Annotated in this window: 23 protein-coding genes; 9 read left to right on the top strand and 14 right to left on the bottom strand. The window is 69.1% G+C overall.

Annotation, left to right across the window (positions count from 1 at the left end; genetic code table 11):
• Positions 1 to 101: 101 nt before the first annotated feature.
• The 5 genes from rpoZ to MW290_RS26730 form a co-directional block, all read right to left on the bottom strand.
• The gene (gene rpoZ, locus MW290_RS26750) at positions 102 to 305 is read right to left on the bottom strand and encodes a DNA-directed RNA polymerase subunit omega (protein WP_046115469.1); all 204 of its coding nucleotides are present in this window, start codon (positions 303 to 305) and stop codon (positions 102 to 104) included.
• 18 nt (positions 306 to 323) lie between these two features.
• Positions 324 to 944: a guanylate kinase gene (gene gmk / locus MW290_RS26745; RefSeq protein WP_250197399.1), complete on the bottom strand. Its 621-nt coding sequence runs from the start codon at positions 942 to 944 to the stop codon at positions 324 to 326.
• A gap of 42 nt (positions 945 to 986) precedes the next feature.
• Positions 987 to 1,757, bottom strand: coding sequence for an ABC transporter permease (locus MW290_RS26740; RefSeq protein ID WP_250197398.1), 771 nt, complete (start codon positions 1,755 to 1,757; stop codon positions 987 to 989).
• The gene (locus MW290_RS26735) at positions 1,754 to 2,566 is read right to left on the bottom strand and encodes an ABC transporter ATP-binding protein (RefSeq protein WP_250197397.1); all 813 of its coding nucleotides are present in this window, start codon (positions 2,564 to 2,566) and stop codon (positions 1,754 to 1,756) included. The genes MW290_RS26740 and MW290_RS26735 overlap by 4 nt, the downstream gene beginning before the upstream one ends.
• An 85-nt stretch (positions 2,567 to 2,651) precedes the next feature.
• Positions 2,652 to 3,713, bottom strand: a complete 1,062-nt coding sequence (locus MW290_RS26730) for an ABC transporter substrate-binding protein (RefSeq protein WP_250197396.1) — start codon at positions 3,711 to 3,713, stop codon at positions 2,652 to 2,654.
• A 246-nt stretch (positions 3,714 to 3,959) separates the two neighbouring features.
• On the opposite strand from MW290_RS26730, the gene MW290_RS26725 reads away from it, so the two are divergent.
• Positions 3,960 to 5,975 carry a PAS domain-containing hybrid sensor histidine kinase/response regulator gene (locus MW290_RS26725; protein WP_250197395.1) on the top strand — a complete coding sequence of 672 codons (2,016 nt, stop codon included), beginning with the start codon at positions 3,960 to 3,962 and terminating at the stop codon, positions 5,973 to 5,975.
• Positions 5,975 to 6,931 (top strand): tripartite tricarboxylate transporter substrate-binding protein, encoded by a 957-nt coding sequence (locus tag MW290_RS26720; protein WP_250197394.1) that lies wholly within the window; start codon positions 5,975 to 5,977, stop codon positions 6,929 to 6,931. The genes MW290_RS26725 and MW290_RS26720 overlap by 1 nt, the downstream gene beginning before the upstream one ends.
• On the opposite strand, the gene MW290_RS26715 is transcribed toward MW290_RS26720, so the two are convergent.
• From MW290_RS26715 to MW290_RS26700, 4 genes are read right to left on the bottom strand one after another with little or no spacing between them, the layout of a single operon-like run.
• A complete protein-coding gene (locus MW290_RS26715) occupies positions 6,932 to 8,161 on the bottom strand; it encodes a M20 family metallopeptidase (RefSeq protein ID WP_250197392.1) in 1,230 nt (409 codons plus the stop codon).
• Positions 8,158 to 9,942 carry a 2-oxo-4-hydroxy-4-carboxy-5-ureidoimidazoline decarboxylase gene (gene uraD / locus MW290_RS26710; protein WP_250197391.1) on the bottom strand — a complete coding sequence of 595 codons (1,785 nt, stop codon included), beginning with the start codon at positions 9,940 to 9,942 and terminating at the stop codon, positions 8,158 to 8,160. The genes MW290_RS26715 and uraD overlap by 4 nt, the downstream gene beginning before the upstream one ends.
• A 25-nt stretch (positions 9,943 to 9,967) precedes the next feature.
• A complete protein-coding gene (puuE, locus tag MW290_RS26705) occupies positions 9,968 to 10,969 on the bottom strand; it encodes an allantoinase PuuE (protein WP_250197389.1) in 1,002 nt (333 codons plus the stop codon).
• Positions 10,970 to 10,980: 11 nt separating this feature from the next.
• Complete coding sequence (locus MW290_RS26700) at positions 10,981 to 11,781, bottom strand: GntR family transcriptional regulator (protein ID WP_375142859.1); 801 nt, start codon at positions 11,779 to 11,781, stop codon at positions 10,981 to 10,983.
• A 102-nt stretch (positions 11,782 to 11,883) separates the two neighbouring features.
• Between MW290_RS26700 and uraH the strand changes: the two genes are divergently transcribed.
• The 4 genes from uraH (at position 11,884) to MW290_RS26680 (ending at position 17,304) form a co-directional block, all read left to right on the top strand.
• Entirely contained in the window at positions 11,884 to 12,237 is a 354-nt protein-coding gene (uraH, locus tag MW290_RS26695; RefSeq protein WP_250197387.1) for a hydroxyisourate hydrolase, read from the top strand.
• A 125-nt stretch (positions 12,238 to 12,362) separates the two neighbouring features.
• Complete coding sequence (locus MW290_RS26690) at positions 12,363 to 13,580, top strand: urate hydroxylase PuuD (RefSeq protein ID WP_250197385.1); 1,218 nt, start codon at positions 12,363 to 12,365, stop codon at positions 13,578 to 13,580.
• A 178-nt stretch (positions 13,581 to 13,758) separates the two neighbouring features.
• Entirely contained in the window at positions 13,759 to 15,195 is a 1,437-nt protein-coding gene (locus MW290_RS26685) for a nucleobase:cation symporter-2 family protein (RefSeq protein ID WP_250197383.1), read from the top strand.
• 756 nt (positions 15,196 to 15,951) lie between these two features.
• Positions 15,952 to 17,304: an 8-oxoguanine deaminase gene (locus tag MW290_RS26680; RefSeq protein ID WP_250197382.1), complete on the top strand. Its 1,353-nt coding sequence runs from the start codon at positions 15,952 to 15,954 to the stop codon at positions 17,302 to 17,304.
• Positions 17,305 to 17,307: 3 nt separating this feature from the next.
• Here the strand turns inward: MW290_RS26680 and MW290_RS26675 are convergent, their stop codons facing one another.
• From MW290_RS26675 to MW290_RS26660, 4 genes are read right to left on the bottom strand one after another with little or no spacing between them, the layout of a single operon-like run.
• Positions 17,308 to 18,024, bottom strand: a complete 717-nt coding sequence (locus MW290_RS26675) for an LrgB family protein (RefSeq protein WP_250197381.1) — start codon at positions 18,022 to 18,024, stop codon at positions 17,308 to 17,310.
• Positions 18,021 to 18,410 (bottom strand): CidA/LrgA family protein, encoded by a 390-nt coding sequence (locus MW290_RS26670; RefSeq protein ID WP_250197380.1) that lies wholly within the window; start codon positions 18,408 to 18,410, stop codon positions 18,021 to 18,023. The genes MW290_RS26675 and MW290_RS26670 overlap by 4 nt, the downstream gene beginning before the upstream one ends.
• Positions 18,411 to 18,452: 42 nt before the next feature.
• Entirely contained in the window at positions 18,453 to 18,839 is a 387-nt protein-coding gene (locus MW290_RS26665; RefSeq protein WP_250197378.1) for a methylglyoxal synthase, read from the bottom strand.
• A 5-nt stretch (positions 18,840 to 18,844) separates the two neighbouring features.
• A complete protein-coding gene (locus tag MW290_RS26660) occupies positions 18,845 to 19,450 on the bottom strand; it encodes a restriction endonuclease (protein WP_250197376.1) in 606 nt (201 codons plus the stop codon).
• Positions 19,451 to 19,604: 154 nt separating this feature from the next.
• Here MW290_RS26660 and MW290_RS26655 point away from each other — a divergent pair, with 154 nt between their 5' ends.
• The 3 genes from MW290_RS26655 (at position 19,605) to MW290_RS26645 (ending at position 23,510) form a co-directional block, all read left to right on the top strand.
• Positions 19,605 to 20,141 (top strand): hypothetical protein, encoded by a 537-nt coding sequence (locus MW290_RS26655; RefSeq protein WP_250197375.1) that lies wholly within the window; start codon positions 19,605 to 19,607, stop codon positions 20,139 to 20,141.
• Positions 20,142 to 20,356: 215 nt separating this feature from the next.
• Positions 20,357 to 21,733, top strand: coding sequence for a methyl-accepting chemotaxis protein (locus MW290_RS33195; RefSeq protein WP_310740132.1), 1,377 nt, complete (start codon positions 20,357 to 20,359; stop codon positions 21,731 to 21,733).
• Positions 21,734 to 21,839: 106 nt separating this feature from the next.
• Complete coding sequence (locus MW290_RS26645) at positions 21,840 to 23,510, top strand: tannase/feruloyl esterase family alpha/beta hydrolase (RefSeq protein WP_250197373.1); 1,671 nt, start codon at positions 21,840 to 21,842, stop codon at positions 23,508 to 23,510.
• Positions 23,511 to 23,524: 14 nt separating this feature from the next.
• Here the strand turns inward: MW290_RS26645 and MW290_RS26640 are convergent, their stop codons facing one another.
• Positions 23,525 to 24,439: a LysR family transcriptional regulator gene (locus MW290_RS26640; protein ID WP_250197371.1), complete on the bottom strand. Its 915-nt coding sequence runs from the start codon at positions 24,437 to 24,439 to the stop codon at positions 23,525 to 23,527.
• Positions 24,440 to 24,742 lie beyond the last annotated feature (303 nt).

Here is a 24,742-nt window from a genome sequence, read left to right as displayed (position 1 = left end):
GATTTATCCGGGCCCCGAAAAGGCCGACGGGCGCCGAAGCGCCCGTCTTTCAGAGGACTTTGCGCCGAAGCGCCCGTCTCACAGGTGGCAGTGTGCGGTGCTTACACCGGCACCTTGCGCAGCATTTCCAGGCCGATCTCGCCGGCGGCGATCTCGCGCAGCGCGGTCACGCCGGGCTTGTTCTTGCTCTCGATGCGCGGGGTGTGGCCCTGGCTCAGCATGCGGGCGCGGTAGGTGGCCGCCAGCACCAGCTGGAAACGGTTGGGGATCTTGTTCAGGCAGTCTTCGACGGTGATGCGGGCCATGGAGTGTCCTGGTGAGGTTCAGATCAGGTCGAGCGCAGCAAAGACCTGGGATTTGTTACGCCGCTGCGCGGCGTACTTGAGGCGCTGCGAGTGAACGACCGTTTTGAGGTCGAAAAGCGCCGTCTCGAAGAGGGCGTTGATTATAACGAAGTCGAAATGCCTGGCCTGCGCCACCTCGTGGCGGGCATTGGCCATGCGCTGCTCGATCACCTCGGGCTGGTCTTCCCCGCGGCGCTGCAGGCGCTGCTGCAGCTCGTTCCAGCTCGGCGGCAGGATGAAGATCAGCACCGCATGCACGAACAGCTGCTTGATCTGCAGCGCGCCCTGCCAGTCGATCTCCAGCACCACGTCCTCGCCGCGGTTCAGGCGGTCTTCGATGGCTGAGCGGGAGGTGCCGTACAGGTTGCCGTGCACTTGCGCCCACTCGAAGAAGTCGCCGCGGTTGATCATGTCGCGGAAGCTGGCCTCGTCGGTGAATACGTACTCGCGGCCCTGCTGCTCCTGGCCGCGCGGCGCCCGCGTGGTGTGCGAGACCGACACCGCCAGGTGCGAGTCGAGTTCGAGCAGCGCCTTGACGAGGCTGGATTTGCCGGCGCCACTGGGGGCGGCGACGACGAAGAGGTTGCCGGGCGTTTCCATGGGCGCAGGATGGTAGCAGCGCCCGGCAAACTGAACTTGCGTTCAGTGGTTCTGCGAGCCCCGGTGCGCCCAGGCGGTGGTGCGCTTCTCGACCACCGAGAACAGCTCGTACATGGCCATTGCCATGATGCCCACGGCCAGCAGGCCGCTGAAGGCCAGGCCCATCTGCATCGAGCTGCCGGCGCTGATCAGCAGGTAGCCGATGCCTTCGTTGCTGGCCGTCATCTCGCTGACCGTGGTGCCCACGAAGGCCAGCGTGATGGCCACCTTGAGCGAGCCGTAGAAGTACGGCAGCGAGCGCGGCAGGCCCACCTTCATCAGCACGTCCCAGCGTTTGGCGCCCAGCACCCGCAGCACGTCTTCCAGCTCGGGCTCCAGCGTGGCCAGCCCGGTGGCGATGTTGACCATGATCGGGAAGAACGAGATCAGGAAGGCGGTGAGGATGGCCGGCCCGATGCCGATGCCGAACCACACCACCAGGATGGGCACGAAGGCCGCCTTGGGCAGGGCGTTGAAGCCGGTCATCAACGGGTACATCGCGTCATAGGCCAGCTTGGAGCTGCCCATCAGGAAGCCCAGCAGCACGCCCACCACGATGGCGATGGCAAAGCCCACCATCGTCACCCAGAAGGTGTGCCAGGCGTGGCCCAGGATCAGCGTGCGGTGTTCCCATGACTGCTCGGCGATGCGCAGCGGGCTGGGAAAGATGAAGTCGCTGACGTTGAAGCCGCTGCAGATGAGCTGCCACAGCAGCACCACGCCCACGCCCAGCAGCAGCGGGGCCGCGCGGTGCAGCACCTTGTTCTTCTTCATTGCGCCACCTCCGCGCCGGCCTTGCGCATCGCGCCGATGTAGCCGCGCAGTTCATGCACGATGGCGGTGAACTCGGGCGAATAGGTCACTTCCAGGTCGCGTGGGCGCGGCAGCTCGATCTCGCGGCGCACGACGAAGCGGCCGGGGCTCTTGCTCATCACGTACACCGTGTCGGCCAGGAACACGCTTTCGCGCAGGTCGTGCGTCACCAGGATGACGTTGAATTTCTGCGCCGCCTGCAGGTCGCGCAGCGCGCACCAGAGCTCCTCGCGGGTGAAGGCGTCGAGCGCGCCGAAGGGCTCGTCCAGCAGCAGCATCTTGGGCTCGTGCACCAGCGCCCGGCAGATGGCCGCGCGCTGCTGCATGCCGCCCGACAGCTGCCACGGGAACTTGTCCTCGTAGCCGCCCAGGCCCACGCTCTTGAGCAGCGCCCGGGCCTTCTCGGTGTACTCCGCCTTCTTGGCGCGCAAGTTGGACCGGTAGGGCTCCACGATCTCCAGCGGCAGCATCACGTTGGACAGCGTGGTGCGCCAGGGCAGCAGGCTGGGGGCCTGGAAGCTCATGCCGGTGATCTTGAGCGGACCCTTCACTTCCTGGCCGCCGATGATCACCGTGCCCTTGGTGGGCCGGCGCAGGCCGGTGGCCAGCTTCATGAACGTGCTCTTGCCGCAGCCCGAAGGCCCGACGATGGCAATGAATTCGCCCTCGTTGACCTTCAGGTTGATGTCCTCGACGGCGTACTGGCCGGCCGCTTCCAGTTCTTCGTTGTAGGCCAGCCAGACTTGATGAAAGTCGACGAAGGAAGTCATGTCTGCCCCTCGCCCGATGGGTACATCGGTCGGTCCCCCGAGGGGACGCGGGCCGGCTTGGGAGCGGCCCGGCGCTCGGCCCGCCTCACTTCTTGGACACCGAGAAGATGTTGCGGTCGGCGGCGGCGGGCAGGAAGCTGTCGTTCCACACCGCGGCGGCATTCACACGCTGCTTGGTGTTGAAGGCGTCGGACACCTGGCTGGCCATCAGCGTCAGGCGGGCGGGGTTGATGGCGCCGAAGCCTTCGGCCTTGGCATCGGCCGTCAGCACCGTCTGGTCCAGCGCCAGCTTCAGTCGGCGGGTTTCCAGGTCGGCATTGATGATGCCGTCACGCTCCTTCACGGTGGCAATCGCCGCCTTGGGGTCGGCGATCACGTCCTTCACGCCCTTGGTGAAGGCGCGCAGGAAGGCCTTGACCTGCTCCGGGTTCTTCTTGAGGAACTCCTCGCTGGCGATGACCACGTTGCCGTACAGCTTCACGCCGTACTGCGGGTAGGGCAGGATGACCACGTCCTCGGTCTTCACGCCGCGGGCTTCCAGGTTCAGCAGCGAGGTGAACGAGAAGCCGGTGATGGCCTCGATGTCGCCGCGTACCAGCATGGTTTCGCGCAGCGGCGGGTCCATCGCCGTCCAGCTGACGTTGGTGATCTTGTTGGCCTGGGCAAAGATGGGCCAGGCGCGGCGGCCAGCGTCGAACACCGGCGCGCCCAGCTTCTTGCCATTGAGGTCGGCCGGCGTCTTGATGCCGCTTTTCTTGAGCGCCAGCACCGCGGCGGGCGTGTTGTTGTAGACCATCATCACCGCCACCGGCTTGTTGGGCGCGGTGGGGTTGTTGGCGTGGAACTCCATCAGCGCCGCCAGGTCGGCGAAGCCCATGTCGTAGGTGCCCGAGGCCACGCGTGTGACGGTGCCGCCCGAACCGTTGCCAGCGTCAATAGTGACATTGAGCTTTTCCGCCTTGAAATAGCCCTTGGCGGCCGGCACCAGGAACAGTGCGGCCGGGCCTTCGAAGCGCCAGTCGAGCTGGAACTTGATGGGCGTTTCCTGGGCCAGCACGGGGCCGGCGGCCAGCAGGGCGGCTGCGGCGGCGGTGGCGCCGATCAGGCGGCGACGAGCGCTGTCGAGCAGCGGTGCGGCGAAGGTCATGGGCGAATACTCCGGACAGAACACAGATCGGCGACCGCGGCGCCAGCGGCGTGGAAGGTCGAACCGGAGGCTTGTCTGCAACTTTCGTGCACAAGCCGCTAGCACCGGGATGGTGCGTGCTCCATCATAGGGAGTGGGTGCGCGGCGCGGCGACTCTGTTTCTAGAATCCGCGCGCTTACCCGGGCTGGCTCATGGTCCACGCACTCAAGAAATCTCACCGATCACGCGGCGCAGTGCGGGCCGCCTTGCCCACCAGGTCGATCGCTGCGCTGCAGCGATTGCGGCGCGAGCGCGACGAGGCTCGGCGCGACGCCGACCGCATGCGGCGTGCCGTGGACTACGCCGACAAGCTGTTCCGCCACTCGATGCGGCCGATGGTCATCTACGACCCGGCCGGCGGCTTCATCGACTGCAACGAGGCGGCGGTGCGCATCTACGGCATGAAGTCGCGCGAGGACGTGATCGGCCTGACGCCGCTGGACGTGCAGGCGCCGATCCAGCGCAACGGCATCGCCAGCGCCGACATGATGGTCAACCGCAAGCGGCTGCGCGCCGCCAGCGCCATGCGCACCGGCATGGAGGTCTTCGAAGCCCTGCACCAGCGGCCCGATGGCACGCAGTGGGACGCCCGCGTGCACCTGATGCGCTTCGAGCACGAGGGCCGGCCGCTGCTGCAGTTCACGCTGGAAGACGTCACCGAACAAAGGCGCCAGGAGCGCATGCTGATGTTCAACCAGTACGTGGTGGAGCACGGCGGCCCGATGCTGTGGCTGGAGACCGTGCACTTCACCGTGGTGTATGCCAACCGGGCGGCGCACGACCACTTCGGCTGTGCCCCGGGCACCTTGGCCGGCCGGCCGGCGCCGCAGCTGCATGCCAACTGCAGCCTGGCAGCCTATGCGCTGCACGTGGCCGACATGCGCCAGCACGGCGGCCTGATCGCCTTCGAGACGCAGCACCGCTGCGACGACGGCCGGCTGGTGGAGGCCGAGGTCAGCGGCTTCCTGGCCGACAGCGGCGATGGTGAACGGCTGGTGCTGTCGCTCAAGGACGTGACGGCGCAAAAGCATGCGCAGGCGCAGCTGCTGCACGCCAAGGAGCAGGCCGAGGACGCGACGCGGGTGAAGTCGGAGTTCCTGGCCAACATGAGCCACGAGATCCGCACGCCGATGAACGGCATCATCGGCATGAGCCATCTGGCGCTGCGCAGCGGCCTGCCGCCGCAGCAGCAGCACTACGTGGAAAGCATCCAGCGCTCGGCCAAGGTGCTGCTGGCGTTGCTGAACGACATCCTGGACTTCTCCAAGATCGAGGCCGGCAAGCTGCAGGTGGAGCAGGTGCCCTTCGACCTGGGCGAGGTGCTGCGCAACCTGGCCAGCATGATCGGCCAGCCTGCCGAGGACAAGGGCCTGCGGCTGGTGTTCGACACCCCGACCGACCTGCCGCCGCGCCTGCTGGGCGACCCGTTGCGGCTGACGCAGGTGCTGGCCAACCTGGGCAGCAACGCCATCAAGTTCAGCCAGCAGGGCGAGGTGACCGTGGGCGTGGACTGGCAGCCTACGCCACCGCCGGAAGACGCAGTGCTGCTGCGCCTGGAAGTGCGCGACACCGGCCCCGGCATCGACCCGGCGCAACAGGCCCGGCTGTTTCGTGCGTTCGAGCAGGGCGACACCTCCACCTCGCGCCGTTTCGGTGGCAGCGGGCTGGGCCTGGCCATCTGCCGCCATCTGGTGGAGCTGATGGGCGGGCGCATCGACGTCGAGAGCCAGCCGGGCGTGGGCAGTTGCTTCTTCTTCGAGCTGCGGCTGCAGCGCCAGCCGGACGACTGCGGCCAGCCCGCCGTGCCGGCGCCGGGCTGGGCGGCGCGCGAGCGGTTGCGCGGCAAGCGGCTGCTGCTGGCCGAGGACAACCCGATCAACCAGGAACTGGCCGTGGCGCTGCTGGAGGAGGTGGGTGCCGAGGTGACCGTGGCCCCGGATGGTCAGGCGGCGCTGGCCTGTCTGGCCGAGCAGCCGTTCGATCTGGTGCTGATGGACTGCCAGATGCCGGTGATGGACGGCTATGACGCCGCGCGCGCCATCCGCCAGCAGACGCACTGGGCGGGGCTGCCCATCATCGCGATGACCGCCAATGCGATGCGGGGCGATCATGCACGGGCGCTGGCCTGCGGCATGAACGACCACATCGCCAAACCCCTGGACGTGGACACCATGTTCGCCACCATTGCCCGCTGGCTCCCGCCATCGGCGGACTCGGCATGATGCGCCGCCGCCATTTCAACCTCGGGCTGGGCGCGGCGCTGGCGCCCGGCCTGGCCGGCGCGCAGCCGGCCGAGGCGCTGCGGCTGCTCACCGGATTCCCGACCGGCGCCGTCGACCTGGTGGCGCGACTGCTCGCCGAGCAACTGCAGCCCTTGCTCGGCCGCCCGGTGTGGGTGGAGGCGCACCCCGGCGCCAGCGGCCGGCTGGCGCCGCAGGCGATGAAGCAGGCGCGGCCCGATGGCCAATCGCTGCTGCTGGTGCCGCACGGCGCGGTCACGCTGTTTCCGCACGTGTTCCGCCAGCTGGGCTACGACCCGGTGGCCGATCTGGCGCCGCTGGCGCAGGTGGCCCAGTTCGATCTCGTGATCGGCGCCGGCCCGGGCGTGCCGGCGGGCGACGTGCGGCAACTGGCCCGCTGGCTGCGCGCGCAGCGGGCGCCCGCGGGTTGCGCCTCGCCCGGCATCGGCACCAGTGCGCACTTCCTGCTGGCGCGCTTGGCCGAGTTGACAGGCGTCGCCTTGACCCATGTGCCTTACAAGTCGCCGGGCGAGGCGCTGGCGGCGGTGGTGGGCGGCCATGTGCCGCTGGCGGTGCTGCCGCTGTCCGACCTGCAGGAGGCGGCGCGAGCGGGGCGGCTGCGGCTGATCGGCTGCTTCAGCGCCGAGCGCACGCCGCTGGAGCCCGAGCTGCCGACGGTGCGCGAGGCCGGCATCGACCTGGCCGTGAGCGGCTGGCTGGGCCTGTATGCCCGCGCCGGCACGCCGGCTGAGGTGCTGGCCCGCCAGGGCGCGGCCGTGGCCCGGGTGCTGGCCCAGCCCGAGCTGCGGGCCCGGCTGCAGGTGGCCGGCCTGCGCGCCGGCAGCCTGGACGCCGCCGGCCTGGCGCAGCTGCAGGCCCGCGAATCGGCCTTCTGGGCCGACGCGGTACGCCGAACGGGCTTTCAGCCCCTGGATTGATCAGCTCAGCAGGTCGAAGAGCGTGCGCGCCACCACCTTGGTGGCCTTGCGCAGGTCTTCCAGCACCAGGTGCTCATCGGCGCGCTTGGCATTGCTTTCCAGCACCGTGCGCGGGCCGGCGCCGTAGATCACGGCGGGGATGCCGCGTTCCACGTACAGGCGCACGTCGGTGTACAGCGGCGTGCCGCTGGTGGGGATGGGCTCTCCGAACAGTTCCTGCCCGTGCTTCTGGATGGCGGTCACCAGCGGCTGGTTGCCGGCCAGCGGCTTCATGGCGTTGGCCAGCAGCAGGCGCTTGATGTCCACCGTGATGCCCGGCTGGCCGGCCGCGGCTTCGGCGATCACGCGGCGCACCTCGGCTTCCACCTCGGCCGGGTTTTCTTCCGGGATCATGCGGCGGTCGAGCTTGAGCACCACCTTGCCCGGCACCACGTTGGTGTTGGTGCCGCCTTCGATGCGGCCCACGTTCAGGTACGGGTGGGTGATGCCCTCCACCTTGGACGTGACCTGCTTGTACAACTTGTTCTGCGCATACAGCGCATTCAGGATGGCCACCGCGCCCTGAAGCGCATCCACGCCGGTGTCGGGGATGGCCGCATGCGCCATCTTGCCGTGCACCGTCACTTCCATCTGCAGGCAGCCGTTGTGGGCCGTCACCACCTGGTAGCTGAAGCCGGCGGCGATCAGCAGGTCGGGCTTCGTCAGGCCCTGCTGCAGCAGCCAGCCGGGGCCCAGTTCACCGCCGAACTCTTCGTCATACGTGAAGTGCAGCTCCACGCCGCCCTTGAGCGGCGCGCCCAGCGATTCCAGCGCCCGCACCGCGAAGATGTAGCTGGCGAAGTCGCTCTTGCTCACGGCCGCCGCGCGGGCGTAGAGCTTGCCGTCGTGCACCTCGCCGCCGTAGGGCGGGTGGGTCCAGCCTTCACCCGGGGGCACCACGTCGCCGTGGGCGTTCAGCGCGATGGTGCGGCCTTCGCCGTACTTCCGGCGCACGATCAGGTTGGTGATCGATTCAAGGCCGTAGTCCTTCACCGCCTGCGCCGGCACCGGGTGCTTCTCGGGCGCAAAGCCGAAGCTCTCCAGCAGCTGCGCGGTGCGCTCGGCATGCGGCGCGTTGTTGCCGGGCGGGGTGTCGGTGGGCACCTGCACCAGGGCCTGCAGCGTCTTCACCTCTTCGTCGAAGTGGGCGTCGATCCAGGCGTCGAGTTGTTGGTAGGGCGTGGTGCTCATGCTTGGAGTTCCGTGGCAAGTTGGTCGAGCAGGCGCTGGAAGGCCTGCACGCACAGTTCGGTGTCGTCGTTGGTGATGCTTTCCAGCGGGTTGTGGCTGATGCCGGCATTGAGCCCGCGCAGGAACAGCATCGCCTGCGGCATCACCTCGTGCAGCTTCATCGCGTCGTGGCCGGCGCCGCTGGGCATGCGGAACACCGGCAGCGACAGCGCCTCCACCGCGCGCTCCCAGCGCTGCTGCCAGGCGGCATCGCTGGGGGCGGCGGCGGCGCGCATGGTTTCTTCGGCCTTGAAGGCCACGCCGCGCCGTTCGCAGATGGCGTTGATTTCGGCCAGCACGTCTGCCGCGCATTCGTCGCGCACTTCATTGGTGGTGGCGCGGATGTCCAGGCTGAACAGGCAGCGCCCCGGCACCACGTTGATGGAGCCGGCCGGCACCTGCAGCATGCCCACGGTGCCCACCAGGTCGGGCACGCTGCCAGCGCGCCGTTCCAGGTACAGGATCACTTCGGCGGTGGCGGCGGCCGCATCGCGGCGGCGGTTCATCGGCGTGGTGCCGGCGTGGCTGGCCATGCCGGTGATCTCGCACAGGTAGCGCACGCTGCCGTTGATCGAGGTCACCACGCCCAGCGGCAGACCCAGCTCGTTGAGCACCGGCCCTTGCTCGATGTGCACTTCCACGAAGCCGAGGTAGCCCGCCGGGTCGCGCCGCAGCAGCGGGATGTCGGCCGGGTCCAGGCCGGCGTCGGCCATCGCCTGGCGCATGGTCACGCCGTCGGCGTCCTGCTGGTCGAGCCAGCGGCCGTCGAACTGGCCGATGACCGCGCCCGAGCCCAGGAAGGTGGCCTTGTAGCGCTGGCCTTCTTCTTCGGCAAAGCCGATCACCTCCAGCCCGTAAGGCAGGCGGCGGCCGGCGCGGTGCAGCTCACGCACGCAGGCCATGGGCACCAGGATGCCCAGCCGGCCGTCGTACTTGCCGCCGTTGCGCACGGTGTCGTAGTGGCTGCCGGTGAGCAGGCGGCGCGCTGAAGGATCGCTGCCGTGGTACACGCCCACCACGTTGCCCACCGCGTCGATGCGCACGTCGTCGAAGCCGCATGCCAGCATCCACGACTGCAGCTGCCGCGCGCAGGCCAGGTGCGCATCGGTCAGGTAGGTGACGGTGAGCTGGCCCTGCTCGGCGTAGCCAGGGTCGCTGTGCACGGCCAGGGCTTCGGCCCAGTCCCACACCAGGTTGCCCAGCGTGGGCTCGACGCCGAACTTGTCGTTCAGCCGGATCTCGGCAATGCGGTGGATGTTGCGCAGCGCCTCGGCCAGCTCGTAGTCGGCGGGGTGGCCCAGCCGGCGTTCGAAGGTGGCGATGATCTCGCTGCGGTGCAGGCCCAGGCCGCGCGGCCCGCGCACCGCCATCACGAACGGGAAGCCGAAGCGTTCGTTGTAGGCGGCATTGAGCTGCTGGATCTTCTCGAACTCCAGCGGCGTGCAGTCGGTCAGGCCGGCCTTGCCTTGCTCGTGGGTGGATTCGGCGGTCAGCGTCTTGCTGACCATGGCCTTGCCGGCCAGCTCGGGGTGGGCGCGCACCAGGGCCAGCTGCTGGTCGTGGGCGGCATCGGTCACCACCTGGGCCAGCGCCAGCTTGAGCTGGGCCAGGCTGGTGAAGCCGCCAGCCGGCTTGCGGCCATGGGCCTGTTCGGCGATCCAGGGCGAGTGCTCGTACACGCCGTCCAGCAGCGCGACGAACTCGGCCTGCGAGGCTTCGTTCAGTTGGAAGAGGCTGAGCATGCGTCGGTGTCCTTCAAGGCTGTGCTCAGCGCCACGTATGGGCGGTGGCGGGGTTGTAGGGGTGCACCTGCTTCCAGTGGCGGGCGATGTCCACGCGGCGGGTGATCCACACCTGCTCGCGGCTCGTCACATGGTCCAGGAAGCGCTGCAGCGCCGCGATGCGGCCGGGCTTGCCCAGCAGCCGGCAGTGCATGCCGATGCTCATCATCTTGGGCCGGTCCAGCCCGTTGGGGTCGCCTTCGGCATACAGCGCGTCGAAGGTGTCGCGCAGGTAGGTGAAGAAGGCCTCGCCGGTGTTGAAGCCGTTGGCCTGCACGCAGCGCATGTCGTTGGTGTCCAGCGAGTAGGGCACCACCAGCATCGGCGATTCGCCGCCTGCGGTCTTCTGTACGTTCAGCCAGAAGGGCAGGTCGTCGCCGTAGTAGTCGCTGTCGTATTCGTAGCCGCCATGGTCCACCACCAGGCGGCGGGTGTTGGGGCTGTCGCGGCCGGTGTACCAGCCCACCGGCCACTGGCCGCCGGTCATCTCGCGCACCACCTGCGTGCCCAGCGCGATGTGGCGCGCTTCCGTCGCTTCAGGCAGGTTCTGGTAGTGGATCCAGCGCAGGCCGTGGTTGGCGATCTCGTAGCCGGCCTGCACGAAGTGCTGCACCAGCTCGGGGTAGCGCTGCATGGCCATGCCCACGCCGAAGATGGTCAGCGGCAGGCCGCGGCTCTCGAACTCGCGCAGCACGCGCCACACGCCCACGCGCGAGCCGTACTCGTACATCGACTCCATGGTCATGTGCCGGTTCTCGAAGGCCGAGGCGGTGACCATCTCCGACAGGAAGGTTTCGGTCGACGGGTCGCCGTGCAGCGGGTTGTTCTCGCCGCCTTCTTCGTAATTGAGCACGAAGGACACCGCGATGCGCGCGCCGCCCGGCCAGCGGGCGTGGGGCACGTCGCGGCCGTAGCCCTTCATGTCGCGGGCATAGCCGGCATAGGTGTGCTCGCCGGCGCGGGGGTCGTGGTTCTCTGGGTGACTCATGGCACTTCGGGTCAGGGGTGGGCGGGCGCTGCATGCGGCCGCAAGGCGGCCTGCAGGTCCGAGGTGCGCGGATGCAACCGCAGGTTGCGCTCCACGTTCGAAAGGTGGGCTTCGGTCAGGCGCACGGCGGCGCGGGCGTCGCCGCGCTCCAGCGCATCGACGATGGCCACGTGCTCGTCGCGCGAGTGCTCGGCCGAGTGCGACGACTGGTACATGAGGGAGATGAGCGAGCTGCGCGACAGCAGGTCGGCCAGCAGCTGGGCCAGCACCTCGTTGCCCAGCATGCGGGCCAGCACCAGGTGGAAGTCGCTCAGCAGCCAGGTGCGGCCGGGCACGTCGGTGCGCTGGATGGCATCGAGCTCGGCCTGCAGGTGGCCGCGCAGTTCGGCGATCTGCGCCGGGGTGATGCGCGCGCACAGCTGCTTGATCATCGCGCCCTCGATCAGCTTGCGCGCCTCGAACACTTGGCGCGCCTCTTCCACGCTGGGCGTGGCGACGAAGGCGCCGCGGGCCGGCTCCAGCTTGACCAGCCGGTCGCGGCTGAGCTGGTTGAGCGCCTGCCGCACCAGCGTGCGCGAGACGCTGAACACGTCGGCGATCTGCTGCTCCACCAGCTTGGTGCCGGGCTGCAGCCGCCGCTCGACGATGGCGGTGGTGATGGCATCGACGATGCGCTGGGTGCTGCTGGTCTCGGCGCCATCTGCCGCGGGCTCGGGCGGGCGCGTTTCCTGCACGGCCTGGGCCGCCTGCGCACGCCTGGTGCGTGGCGGGGTGCTCAACGGTGCGTGAGAGGCGGCAGGTGCGCGGGGCATGGTGCGGTCAGGGGAATCCAGGACTTGAACTGCACGCCAAAGTGTATACAGTTGAGCACACACTTCAAGCATCAATTACCCGAACGAGGAAAGAAGCAGTCGATGGGCAAGCTGACCACCCACGTACTCGATACCGCCCGCGGCGGTCCGGCGGCCGGCATGGCGGTCACGCTCTACCAGCTGGACGACGGGCTGCCGCAACAGCTCAAGCGGGTGGTGCTCAACCACGACGGCCGCGCCGACGAACCGCTGCTGGCCGGCGACACCTTCAAGCCCGGCCGCTACCGGCTGGTGTTCGAGGTGGCCTCCTACTTCAACGCCATGGGCGCCGAGCTGCCCGACCCGCCTTTCCTCGACCAGGTGCCGCTGGACTTCGGCATTGCCGACGCCACGGCCCACTACCATGTGCCGCTGCTGGTCAGCCCCTGGAGCTACAGCACCTACCGGGGCAGCTGACCAGGCACGATTCCTTCTTTCATTCCATCGTCGCAGTGGGCCGGCATTCGCCGAGGCCGCGACAGCACTGACATGGCTCGCAGCGCCCGCGGTGGCGAGCCCTCGGAGGCGAGGAGACTCCGACGATGGAAGCGTATCTGTTCGACTGGCTGAACCTGCTGCTGCGCTGGCTGCACGTCATCACCGCGATCGCCTGGATCGGCGCATCGTTCTACTTCGTGATGCTGGACAACAGCCTCACACCCCCTGAAGACGAAGACCTGCTGGCGCGTGGCGTCAACGGTGAGCTGTGGGCCGTGCACGGCGGCGGCTTCTACAACTCGCAGAAGTACTTCGTGGGCCCGAAGAAAATGCCCAAGGGCAATCTGCACTGGTCCTACTGGGAGTCGTACTCCACCTGGCTGTCGGGCTTCGCGCTGTTCAGCGTGATGTACCTGTGGCAGGCGCAGACCTTCCTGGTCGACCCACGCGTCTTCCAGTGGTCGCAGGGCGGTGCCGTGGCCGCGGCGCTGGGCTTTCTGGTGGCGGGCTGGATCGTCTACGACCTGATCTGCCGCGTGTTCGGCCGCAACAAGGACGGCTCCATCGGCGGCGACCTGCGGGTGGGCGTGCTCATCTTCCTGTACGTGTGCGCGGCCACCTGGCTGGCCTGCCACCTGTTCGCCGGCCGCGCCGCCTTCCTGCTGATGGGCGCGATGCTGGGCACCATCATGAGTGCCAACGTCTTCTTCTGGATCATCCCCGGCCAGCGCAAGGTGGTGGCCGACCTGAAGGCGGGCCGCAAGCCCGACCCGATCCACGGCCAGCGCGGCAAGCAGCGCAGCGTGCACAACACCTACTTCACGCTGCCGGTGCTGATCGCGATGATCAGCAACCACTACGGCATGCTGTACCTGCACCCGCACAACTGGCTGGTGCTGATCGGCATGATGCTGGTGGGCGCGCTGGTGCGGCAGTTCTTCGTGCTGCGCCACCGCCACAAGGAGCGCTGGGAGCTGGTGATCGTGGCCATCGGCCTGCTGATCGGCCTGGTGTTCTTCGTGGCGCCTGAACGCAGCCCGCTGCCGCCCCCGGGCACCGCGCAGCCCGGCCAGCCGCAGCTGCAGGGCTTTGCCCGTGTGGAGCAGATCGTCAACCAGCGCTGCGCGATGTGCCACAACGCGGCGTTGGCCAGCAAGGGCGTGCAGCTGCACACGGCCGACCTGGTGGCCGAGCATGCGGCCCAGATCTACCAGCAGGCCGTGGTCAGCAAGCAGATGCCGCTGAACAACGCCACGGGCATCACGGCCGAGGAGCGTGCGTTGCTCGGCAAATGGTTCGAAGCCGGCGCCAAACGCGAATGAAGCCCCCAAGCTCGCTGCGCTCGCGGCCCCCAGGCCCTTGTAGAAGGGCTCTTCGGACCCTTGGGGCGCGTTCAGCCCTTGGGGCGGCCCGGCGGGCTGAACGGTCTCCACTTGATTGACTGAACCCCGACCGGCGTCGCCGGTCGGCATCCCACCTCCCTCTGTCGAGGAGTTCGCCATGAGCCAAACCACCACGGTCCACCCGGTGGATGAAAAGCCGCGCCTGCCGCGCCTGGCCGCCCTGGGCCTGCAGCATGTGCTGGTGATGTATGCCGGTGCCATCGCGGTGCCGCTGATCGTGGGCCGCGCGCTCAAGCTGTCGCCTGATCAGGTGGCGCTGCTGATCTCGGCCGACCTGTTCTGCTGCGGCATCGCCACGCTGATCCAGAGCTGGGGCCTGACGCAATGGTTCGGCATCCGCCTGCCGGTGATGATGGGCGTGACCTTCGCGGCCGTGGGCCCGATGGTGGCGATGGCCGAGTCCACGCCGGGCGTGGAGGGCGCCAGGGCCATCTTCGGGGCCATCATCGCGGCGGGCTTCATCGGCGTGTTCATCGCGCCGCTGGCCAGCCGCATGCTGCGCTTCTTTCCGCCGGTGGTCACCGGCACCATCATCGCGGTGATCGGCATCAGCCTGATGCGCGTGGGCATTGGCTGGGCGATGGGCGGGCCGGCCTTCCTGGCCAAGATCCCCGACCCGGCCTTCGCGGCCGGTGGCGGCACCGGGCCGGCGCCGATGATCGCCAACCCCAACTACGCGGCGCTGGACAACATGGCCATCGCCTTCTTCGTGCTGGCGGTGATCCTGCTGATCGCCAAGTACACGCGCGGCTTCGTGCAGAACATCTCGGTGCTGCTGGGCATCGTGGCGGGCGGCATCGTGGCCACGGCCATGGGCAAGATGCACTTCGACAAGGTGGCCGGCGCGCACTGGTTCGACGTGGTGCTGCCGTTCAGCTTCGGCATGCCCACCTTCGATCCGGTGCTGATCGCCACCATGGTGCTGGTGATGATCGTGACCTTCATCGAATCGACCGGCATGTTCCTGGCGCTGGGCGACCTGACGGGCCGCCGCGTGACGCCGCAGAGCCTGACCGCCGGGCTGCGGGTGGACGGGCTGGGCACCATCATCGGCGGGGTGTTCAACACCTTTCCGTACACCAGCTTCTCGCAGAACGTGGGGCTGGTGGGCGTGACGGGCGTGCGCAGCCGCTTCGTGTGCGTGGCCGGCGGCATCATCCTGATCGTGCTGGGGCTGATCCCGAAGATGGCGGCGCTGGTCGAGTCGCTGCCGCAGTTTGTGCTGGGTGGCGCCGGGCTGGTGATGTTCGGCATGGTGGCCGCAACCGGCGTGCGCATCCTGGCCGCGGTGGACTACAAAACCAACCGCAACAACCTCTACATCGTGGCCGTCTCGGTCAGCCTGGGCATGGTGCCGCTGGTGGCCCCGGCCTGGACGCAGCACATGCCGCATGGTCTGCATCCGCTGCTCGAATCCGGCATCCTGCTGGCGACCCTCAGCGCGGTGCTGCTGAACCTCTTCTTCAACGGCGCGCAGCGGGCCAGCCTGGAAGAGACGCGGGATGCGGCGTTGGCGGCGGATGGGGGGCATTGAGCGTTTGTTGGTTGGGCTGTTCTTGATCGGCGGCTGTCTTTGCTGTTCTTGTTCGGCCGCCGAGCGGTGGGCGGGGGGCGGCGGGGCTCATGCTGGGGCGGTCGGCCCTGCGGGCCGACTGCGCTGCGGTGCTCGCGCCGAGGTCGCGCGGCAAAACTCGCTACGTTCGCTGCGCTCACTGCACTCGAACAATTGCCGCGAGTCAGTTCACGAAGCGCGCTCACGCGCGCCGACCTCGCCACTGCGCTCCTCGCCGCCCCAGAAATCGCCCCTCCGCCCCCCACCCACCGCACGGCTCGGACTGGCGGGTGCCAGGCCTTCGCAGACTCAGCTGGGAAACCACGCCAGGCTTCAGCACGGCCGCATGCATGGCACAGCGGGCAATGCGCGCAGCGCGAGCCCGTAGCGCGCAGTGCCGCGGGTGGACCTTTGCGCAGGGCCGTGCGGGCGGGCCCGGGGGCGCATGTGGAGCGCCGAGCAACGCAGGGTGGGTGGCCGCGCGCGCAGCGCGCTTCGTGAACTGACTCGCGGTCGTTGTCCGAGCGCAGTGAGCGCAGCGAACGTAGCGAGTTGGACCGCGGGCCATCCACCCGAGTAGCGCAGGGCAGTCCGCGCTGTGCGCGGACCGCGGAAGCTAAGCCCCCGGGCCCGCCCGCACGGCCCTGCGCAAACCAGCCCAAACGCACCCAGGGTGTTCAACACACCCACCCAGAAGCAAACTAGATGTCGAAAGAAGCGAAAGAGGGCAAACGCACCATGACCCCAACCCTGCTCATCAAAAACGCCCGCCTCGTCGTCACCATGGACGACACCCGCCGCGAGATCGCCGACGGCGGCATCTTCTGCCGTGGCGGTGTCATCGAAGCCGTGGGCCCCACGCACGAGCTGCCCACCGAAGCCGACGAGGTGATCGACGCCCGCGACCAGATCGTGATCCCGGGCCTGGTGAACACCCACCACCACATGTACCAGAGCCTCACCCGCGTCATCGGCCCCGCGCAGGACGCGGAGCTGTTCGGCTGGCTGCAGGCCCTGTATCCCATCTGGGCCGGCCTCACGCCCGACATGGTGCGCACCTCCACCCTCACCGCGATGGCCGAGCTGCTGCTGTCAGGCTGCACCACCTCCAGCGATCATCTTTACATCTACCCCAACGGCGTCAAACTCGAACACAGCATCGAGGCCGCGCAGCAGATCGGCATGCGCTTCCATGCGGCGCGCGGATCGATGAGCGTGGGCCAGAGCCAGGGCGGCCTGCCGCCCGATCGCGTGGTGGAGCAGGAGCCCGCGATCCTGAAGGAAACCCAGCGCCTGATCGAACGCTGGCACGACCCGGCGCGCCACGCGATGCTGCGCATCGTGGTGGCGCCGTGCTCGCCCTTCAGCGTCAGCCGCGGCTTGATGCGCGACTCGGCCCTGCTGGCCCGCCAGTACGGCGTCAGCCTGCACACCCACCTGGCCGAGAACGACAACGACATCGCCTACTCGCGCGAGAAGTTCGGCATGACGCCGGCTGAATACGCCGAGGACCTGGGCTGGGTGGGCCCCGACGTGTGGCATGCCCACTGCGTCAAGCTCGACGAGCCGGGCCTGCAACTGTTCGCCCGCAGCCGCACCGGCGTGGCCCATTGCCCGTGCTCCAACATGCGGCTGGGCTCGGGCATTGCGCCGGTGCGCCGCATGCGCGATCTGGGCGTGCCGGTGGGCCTGGGCGTGGACGGCTCGGCCTCCAACGACGGCGCGCACATGCTGGGCGAAACGCGCATGGCCATGCTGCTGCAGCGGGTGACCGGCGCGGCGATGACGGCGCGCGAGACGCTGGAAATCGCCACCCGCGGCGGCGCCCAGGTGCTGGGCCGCGACGACATCGGCGCGCTGGCGCCGGGCATGTCGGCCGACTTCGTCAGCTTCGACCTGAACCACGTCGGCCTGGCCGGCGGCCAGGGCGATCCGTTGGCGGCGCTGGTGTTCTGCGGCGCGCCGCAGGTCACGCACAGCATCGTCAACGGCCGCGTGGTGGTGCGCGACGGCCAGCTCACCACGGTGGAACTGCCGCGCGTGATCGAGCAGCACAACCACTTCGCGCGGCTGCTGGCGCAGGCGAGCTAAGCGCTACAAGAGGGCAAGCAGCAACGGCACCAGCAGTGCCGTTGCAATGCCATTGAGCGCCATCGCCAGCGCCGAGAAGGCGCCGGCCTGTTCATGCACCTGCAGCGCCCGCGCGGTGCCGATGGCGTGCGAGGCCACACCCACTGCAAAGCCGCGCACCGCGGGGTCCTGGATCTTCAGCAGGTTGAACAGGCTGCGCGCCATGATGGCGCCCGAGATGCCCGTGACCGCCACCGCCACCGCGGCCAGCGAAGGCAGGCCGCCGATGCGCTCGGCCACGCCCATGGCAATCGGCATGGTGGACGACTTGGGCGCCAGCGATCGCAGCGTCTCGGGCGTGGCGCCCAGCAGCCAGCCGATGCCCACCGCGCTGACGATGGCGGTGATGCAGCCGCTCAGCAGCGCGATGCCCACCGGCCAGGCCATGCGCTTGAGCCGCGCCAGCTGGTTGTACAGCGGAATGGCCAGTGCCACCGTGGCCGGGCCGATCAGGAAGTGCACGAACTTCGCGCCCTCGAAGTACTGCGGATAGGGTGTGCGGGTGAGCAGCAGCACGGTGACGATGGCGGCCACCGACACCAGCACCGGATTGACCAGCGGGTTGAGCCCGCTGCGCCGGTACAGCGCCAGCGCGCCCAGGTACACCAGCACCGTGAGCGTGAGCCACAGCAGCGGCGATTGCGCCAGGAACACCCAGATCTGGAAGAACTCGGCCTTCATGCGCGCGGCTCCGTGGGAGCGGGCGGCGCCGGCGTGTCCAGGTCGGGCGGGCGGCGCTTGAGCAGCGCCTGCAGCACCAGGGCCGTGACCACCAGCGTGATGGCCGCGCCGCCGATGCAGGCCACGAAGAAGGGCAGCCATTCCTGCGCCACGCGCTCGAACAGCATCATCACGCCGGCCACCGCGGGGATGAACAGCAGCATCATGTTCTGCAGCAGCACGTCGCCCAGCTTGCGCAGCGGCTCGGGCACGCCGCCGCGCCACACCAGCCCGGCCAGCAGCAGCAGCATGCCCACCAGCGGGCCCGGCAAGGGCAGCCCCAGGGATTGAACCAGCAGCTCGCCGACGAGCTGCAGCACCAGAAGAACAGCAAAGGCCTGGATCATGGCCGCGAGTTTTGCACGCGGCTGCGCAGGCCCCGGGGGCTGCTAGCCGATGCCGGCCTGCAGCGCGATCTGCCGCAGCATCAGCCGCGCGCCGGAGACGTTGGTGGCGCAGGGCACGTCGTGCACGTCGCAGGCGCGTACCAGGGCATTGATGTCGGGCTCATGCGGCTGCGCGGTCATCGGGTCGCGCAGGAAGATCACCGCGTCCAGCCCGCCCACCGCCAGGCGGGCGCCGATCTGCAGGTCGCCGCCCAGCGGGCCGCTGAGCAGGCGTTCCACCACCAGGCCCACCTCGTCCTGCAGGCGCTGGCCGGTGGTGCCGGTGGCGCACAGCGTGCAGCCGGCCAGCAAGGTGGCGAACTCCTGCGCCAGGGCCACCATGGCCTGCTTGCGGCCGTCGTGGGCGATGAGGGCAATGCGCGGTGCCATGACGTTCATGCCTTTCGCGGCGCGGCCGCCGGAGCGCTCACCGGCATGTCGCGCAGCAGCTGCGCCAGCGGCATGCCGCGCAGCAGCGAGATCGCGTTCTGGTTGGCAAAGCTCACCGCGGCTTCGGTGGGCTCGCCCAGTGCCAGGTACAGGCCGCTGGTGGCCTCATGTTCATCCACGGCCTGCAGCAGTTCGCGCAACGGCTCCACGCCCACGCGCGCGGCCTTGAGCCGGCGCGCGCTGGCCACCACGGTGCGGCCCTGGCGCTGCAGCACGAAGTCGGCGCGCTGGCCGGTCAGGCGTTGCACGGTATAGCCCTCGCGCTGCCAGGCGGCGGTGAGCGCATCGGCCAGCTCGATCCAGCCGATGCTGCCGGCGGCCTTGAGCAGCGCCTCGGCCTTGGCCGGGCTGGGCAGGCCCCATTGGCGGCGCAGCGCCATGATCGAGATGATGACGAAGGGCGCCCCGCCCAGCGCGCCCACCACGCGCACGGATTCTGGCAGCAGCGCGAAGGACACCACCACGAAGCCCAGCGCCACCAGCAGGCTCACCCACCAGCGGGAGCGCAGCAGGATGGCAAAGAGCGAGTTTTCAGCCATGCGGAGTTTCATGGGCGGCGATTGTGATGCACCGGGGCCTGCCGTCACACGCCGTAGGCCCCGGCCGACAGCGCAACGGGCCGTCGGTTGATCGCGCCCCGGCGGTGGGTCCGATTCAATGGGCCATGCGCCGCCATGGCGGCATGCGAATCACGAGGAGACCCCCATGCGAGCTGCGATGCACCTGTTCGGCGAGCGGTCCCTGACCCTGGTGGCTGCGCTGTTCGACAACGGCACGGCCGCCGCACGTGCCGCTGGCAGCCTGCAGCGGCAGCAGCGCGGCGAGCGCTGCCCCGTGCTGGTGGTGGAGCCCAACGACCCGCGCCTGGGCCGCAAGATGACCCCTGAGCCCACCGGCCTCTGGCACACCTTGCTGCGCAGCCATGCACGCCTGGCCGTGATGGGCGTGGCGGCCGGGGCCCTGATCGGCGCGGTGCTGGTGGCCGGCGACTGGGACGTGGCGAACGCGGCGCCCGGCCTCACCATCGTCACCGCAATGGCCTACGGCCTGCTGGTCGGCTTGCTGCTGGCCGGGCTGCGCGCCTGGGGCCCCGACCGCGGGCGGGTGATCCATTGCGTGCGCGATGCCACGGCGCGCGGCCGCTGGGCGGTGGTGGCCCATCCCCGCTCGGCGGAGGAAGCCGAGTCCGCCAGGCAGGCGCTGGCCCGTGAAGGTGGCGACATCGTCAGTGGTGATGGCTGATCAATAAAGTGAGAAATTGTTGATTGCGATCATTTAAAGCGGGTGAGCCGCCGGTCGATAAACCGCCCGGCCGCCGTGCATCCTCTGGCAGCGCGCATTGGTGCGGCCACCGATGCGGCACCTGCTGAATGGTCCCCCTCATGTCGCTGTTCCCCGTTCTGCACTCTGGTTCCCCGGCTAAGCACGCTGAGGTTGCGTTCCGCACGGTTGCCCGCGTGGGTGACCAGGTCATGGTCGCCACGCTGGGCGTTTCGGCGCTGGCCGCGCTGGCCATCGGCCTCCATTTCGGGCAGGGCCGCCTGGCCGGCGTCGCAGCCGCCGGTTTGCTGGTGTCGGGGCTGATCGCCTTCTTCGCAGCGCGCGGCACCTGGCTGTCGCAGGGGGTGCTGGTGGCGGCCAATGCCGCGATGGTGGCGCTGCACATCCAGCTCGGGCGCGGCACGGTCGAGTTCCACTTCGGGGTGTTCGTGCTGCTGGGCATGGTGCTGGTGTACCGGGACTGGCGGCCGCTGGTGCTGGCGGCAGGGCTGTTCGCGGTGCACCACATCGTGTTCGACCGGCTGCAGGCCGCCGGCTGGCCGGTGTACTGCACGCCGGAGCCCGACTTCCTGAAGATGCTGATGCATGCCAGCTACGTGGTGGCGCAGACCGGCATCGAGATCGTGCTGGCGCTGCAGTTGCGGCGCGCCTCCCACGAGACGGCCGAACTGTCGGCCCTGGTGCGGCACCTCGACCGCGGCAACGCCTTGTGCCTGGACGTGGCACGACTGCCCGCCAGCACCGACACCGCGGCCCTGCTGAAGGCAGCCTTGCTGAAGATGAACGTGGCCATGGCCGATGTCAGCCGCGCCTCCGCGGCCATCGAGCGGGCGTCCGCCGAGATCGCCACAGGCAACATCGACCTGAGCCGGCGCACCGAAGCGCAGGCCGGCAGCCTGCAGCAGACCGCCTCGTCGATGGAGCAGCTGACCGGCACCGTGCGCAACACCGCCGAGACGGCGGCCGAAGCCGACGTGCTGGCCCGCGAAGCCTCGAACGCGGCGCAGGGCGGTGGCGAGGCGGTGGAGAAGGTGGTGGCCACCATCGGCCAGATCAGCGAGTCGTCGCGCCGCATCGCGGACATCATCGGCACCATCGACGGCATAGCTTTCCAGACCAACATCCTGGCCCTGAACGCCGCGGTGGAGGCAGCGCGTGCCGGCGAGCAGGGCCGTGGCTTCGCGGTGGTGGCCAGCGAGGTGCGCAGCCTGGCTCAGCGCTCAGCCGATGCCGCCAAGGAGATCAAGGTGCTGATCGGCACCTCGGTGGAGCGGGTTGAGGCCGGGACGCGGCTGGTGGGCGATGCCGGCAGCAGCATGCGCAGCATCGTCGATCAGGCCCGTCGCGTCAGCACCTTGATCGGCGAGATCTCCGCCGCCACCCGCGAGCAGACCAGCGGCATCACGCAGGTGGGCGGCGCGGTGACGCAACTCGACGCCGTGACGCAGCAGAACGCGGCGCTGGTGGAGCAGGGCGCCGCCGCGGCCGAAAGCCTGAAGCGAGAAGCCGAGCAGCTCAACGCGGTGGTCGGCCGCTTCCTGTTCAGCGCCTGAGGCCCTGCCCCGGGTGCGCAGGCATGCGCTGTCCCCATCGCGGCGGACAGCGCGACCAGGAGGCCGCTTCCACACTGCGGCCACAACCACATCCTGGAGACAAGACATGCCCCGTGCCCCCTTGGCGTCGGCGCGCGCCTGCGGCCTGCGCATCACGGCCACCGTGAGCGCGGCCTGCGCGCTGGTTGGTTTGACCGCTGCCTGCAACGGCAGCGATGACGACACCCCAGCCGCGCCGCCGGCCGAGACCGCGCTGGCGGTGGACTGCGCCGCCATGCCCGCACGCGCACCCGCCGGCATGACGCTCACCGCCACTGCCGTGGCGGCGGGCACCGTGGTGGGCGGTAATCCGCAGCCGGCTCACTGCGTGCTCAACGGCCGCATGAACGAGCGCACCGGCGCCGACGGGCTGCCTTACTACATCGGCTTCCAGCTGCGGCTGCCGATGGCCTGGAACGGCCGCTTCATGTTCCAGGGCGGTGGCGGCAACGACGGCGTGGTGCGCGATGCACTGGGCTCGCTGGCGGGTGGCGGCTCGATCGCCGGCCTCAAGACCGGCGCGCTGGCGCAGGGCTTCGCGGTGGTCAGCACCGACGGCGGCCACCAGGGCACCAGCGCCAGCTTCGGCCTCGATCCACAGGCACGCATCGACCATGCCTACAACGCCTACGACGTGGTGACGGTGACGGCCAAGTCGCTGATCAACACCGCCTATGGCCGCAAGCCCGATCGCTCGTACTTCGTGGGCTGCTCGGGCGGCGGCCGGCAGGCGATGCTGTTTCCGCAGCGCTTTCCGGACTACTTCGACGGCATCGCCGCCAATGCGCCGGCCATCAAGGTGGCGCGGGAGGCCAGCATGGCCTCGGTGTGGGGCCTGATCAGCTACAGCGCGGTGTCGCCGGTGCTCAGCCAGGCCTTGTCGGACGCCGACCTGAAGCTGGTGTCCAACGCGGTGCTGCAGCGCTGCGACACGCTGGACCGCGCGGCCGACGGCATCATCCACGCCAACCCGGCGGCCTGCAGCTTCGACCCCGCGGTGCTGCAATGCACCGGCGCCAAGACCGACAGCTGCCTGACCGCCGCGCAGGTGACGGCGCTGAAGAAGGACTTCGCCGGCCCGAAGAACAGCGCCGGCCAGTCGCTCTATGCCAGCTGGCCGTGGGACGCCGGCATCGCCGGGGCCGACTGGCGCAACTGGAAGCTGGGCACCAGCACCACCACCACGCCCAATGCGCGCAATGCCACCTTGATCGCGGCCGACGCGATGCGGCTGGAGTTCTTCACGCCGCCCGACCCGGCCTTCGACTACATGGCCTTCAACTTCGACACCGACCCGGCGCGCCTGGACGCCTATGCGGCGATCTACAACACCACCTCCACCGACGTGGCGGCCTTCCGCAACCGCGGCGGCAAGATGCTGCTGGTGCATGGCGTCAGCGACGCGATCTTCTCGGCCAACGACAGCATCGACTACTACCAGCGGCTGCAGGCCGCGCAGGGCGGGGCCGAGGCCACGCGCAACTTCGCGCGGCTGTACCTGGTGCCGGGCATGAACCACTGCAGCAACTCGGGCGGGCCTTCCACCGACCTCTACGACGCGCTGACGCCGCTGGTGGCCTGGGTGGAAAAGGGCGAGGTGCCCGACCGCATCGTTGCCAGCGCCGGACCTGCCACGCCCTGGCCCGGCCGCACCCGGCCGCTGTGCCCGTACCCCCAGCAGGCCCACTACGACGGCGCCGGCCCGATCGACAGCGCCAGCAGCTTCACCTGTCGTTGATCCACTGCCGCTGATCAACGGCCGCCGAGCTCCCACCAGCGCTCGGCGGTGAACTGCTGCTGCAGAAAGTCGATGAAGCTGCGCACCTTGGCCGGTACCAGCCGCGGTGACGGAAACACCGCGTGCATCTCCTGTGAGGGCAGCTCGTAGGCGGGCAGCAGCACCTGCAGATCGCCGGCCTGCACCGAAGGGCCGGCCACGTACCAGGGCAGGGCGGCAAAGCCCAGGCCGGCGCGGCAGGCGGCCAGCACGGCCGACAGGTTGTTGCTGCGCAGCGGGCCCCTGACCGGCACCACCACCGTGCTGCCGTCCGGCGCGCGGAACTGCCAGCGGTCGTCGCCCATCACGCTGCTGTACACCAGGCAGTCCTCGGCGGCCAGGGCCTGCGGCTCGGCGGGGGCGCCGCGGCGCTCGATCAGCGGCGGCGCCGCCACCAGCGCCCACGGGTTCACGCCCAGATAGCGCGCGCCCAGCGTGCTGTCGGCCAGCCGGCCCATGCGCACCGCCACGTCGATGCCTTGCTCCACCAGGTTGACGTAGCGATCGTCGAAGCTCAGGTCCAGCGTGATGCCGGGGTGCTCGCGCATGAAGCGCAGCGTCAGCGGCACCAGCACCCGGCGGCCGAAGGCCACCGAGCAGCTGACGCGCAGCATGCCGCCGACACCGCTTTGCAGCAGCGTGGCCAGATTGCCGGCCTCTTCCAGCTCCAGCGCGATGCGCTTGCACTTGTCGTAGTACAGCTGCCCCACTTCGGTGGGTGTGACGCCGCGTGTGCTGCGATGGAGCAGCCGCGCACCAAGTTGGGTTTCCAACGCCGCCACATGCTTGGTGGCGGTGGGCTGGGTCACGCCCAGATCGGTGGCGGCCTTGCTGAAGCTGCCCGTCTCCACCACCCGGAGATACAGCTGAATGCCGGTGATGCGGTCCATCGGCCGACTGTAAGCCGGCGCACCACTTCGGGTTTGCGAGCATCGCGCACGGCTCTTGCTTGACTACATTGCTTGCATACAAGCGATGTCGTCCAGTTTGTCCGGTCCTTCTCAGTGCTTTGGAGAGTGGTGATGCCTCGGTTCTTCCGTTCCTTGTTCGGCCAGGTGGTGCTGGCCCTCGTCGCCGGCGTGCTGCTCGGCTACTTCGTCGGCCCTGCAAAGCTCCCAAGTCGTTGTCCTGAAACGACTTTCGGGTGATTTCCGATGGTGAAGTCTCCCGGGAAGCATTCCAATGGACGTCGG

The sequence above is a fragment of the Aquincola tertiaricarbonis genome, assembly GCF_023573145.1.
Taxonomy (GTDB): Bacteria; Pseudomonadota; Gammaproteobacteria; order Burkholderiales; family Burkholderiaceae_C; genus Aquincola; species Aquincola tertiaricarbonis_B.
Note: the sequence above shows the minus strand (reverse complement) of the source record. Positions and strands in the feature narration are given on the sequence as shown.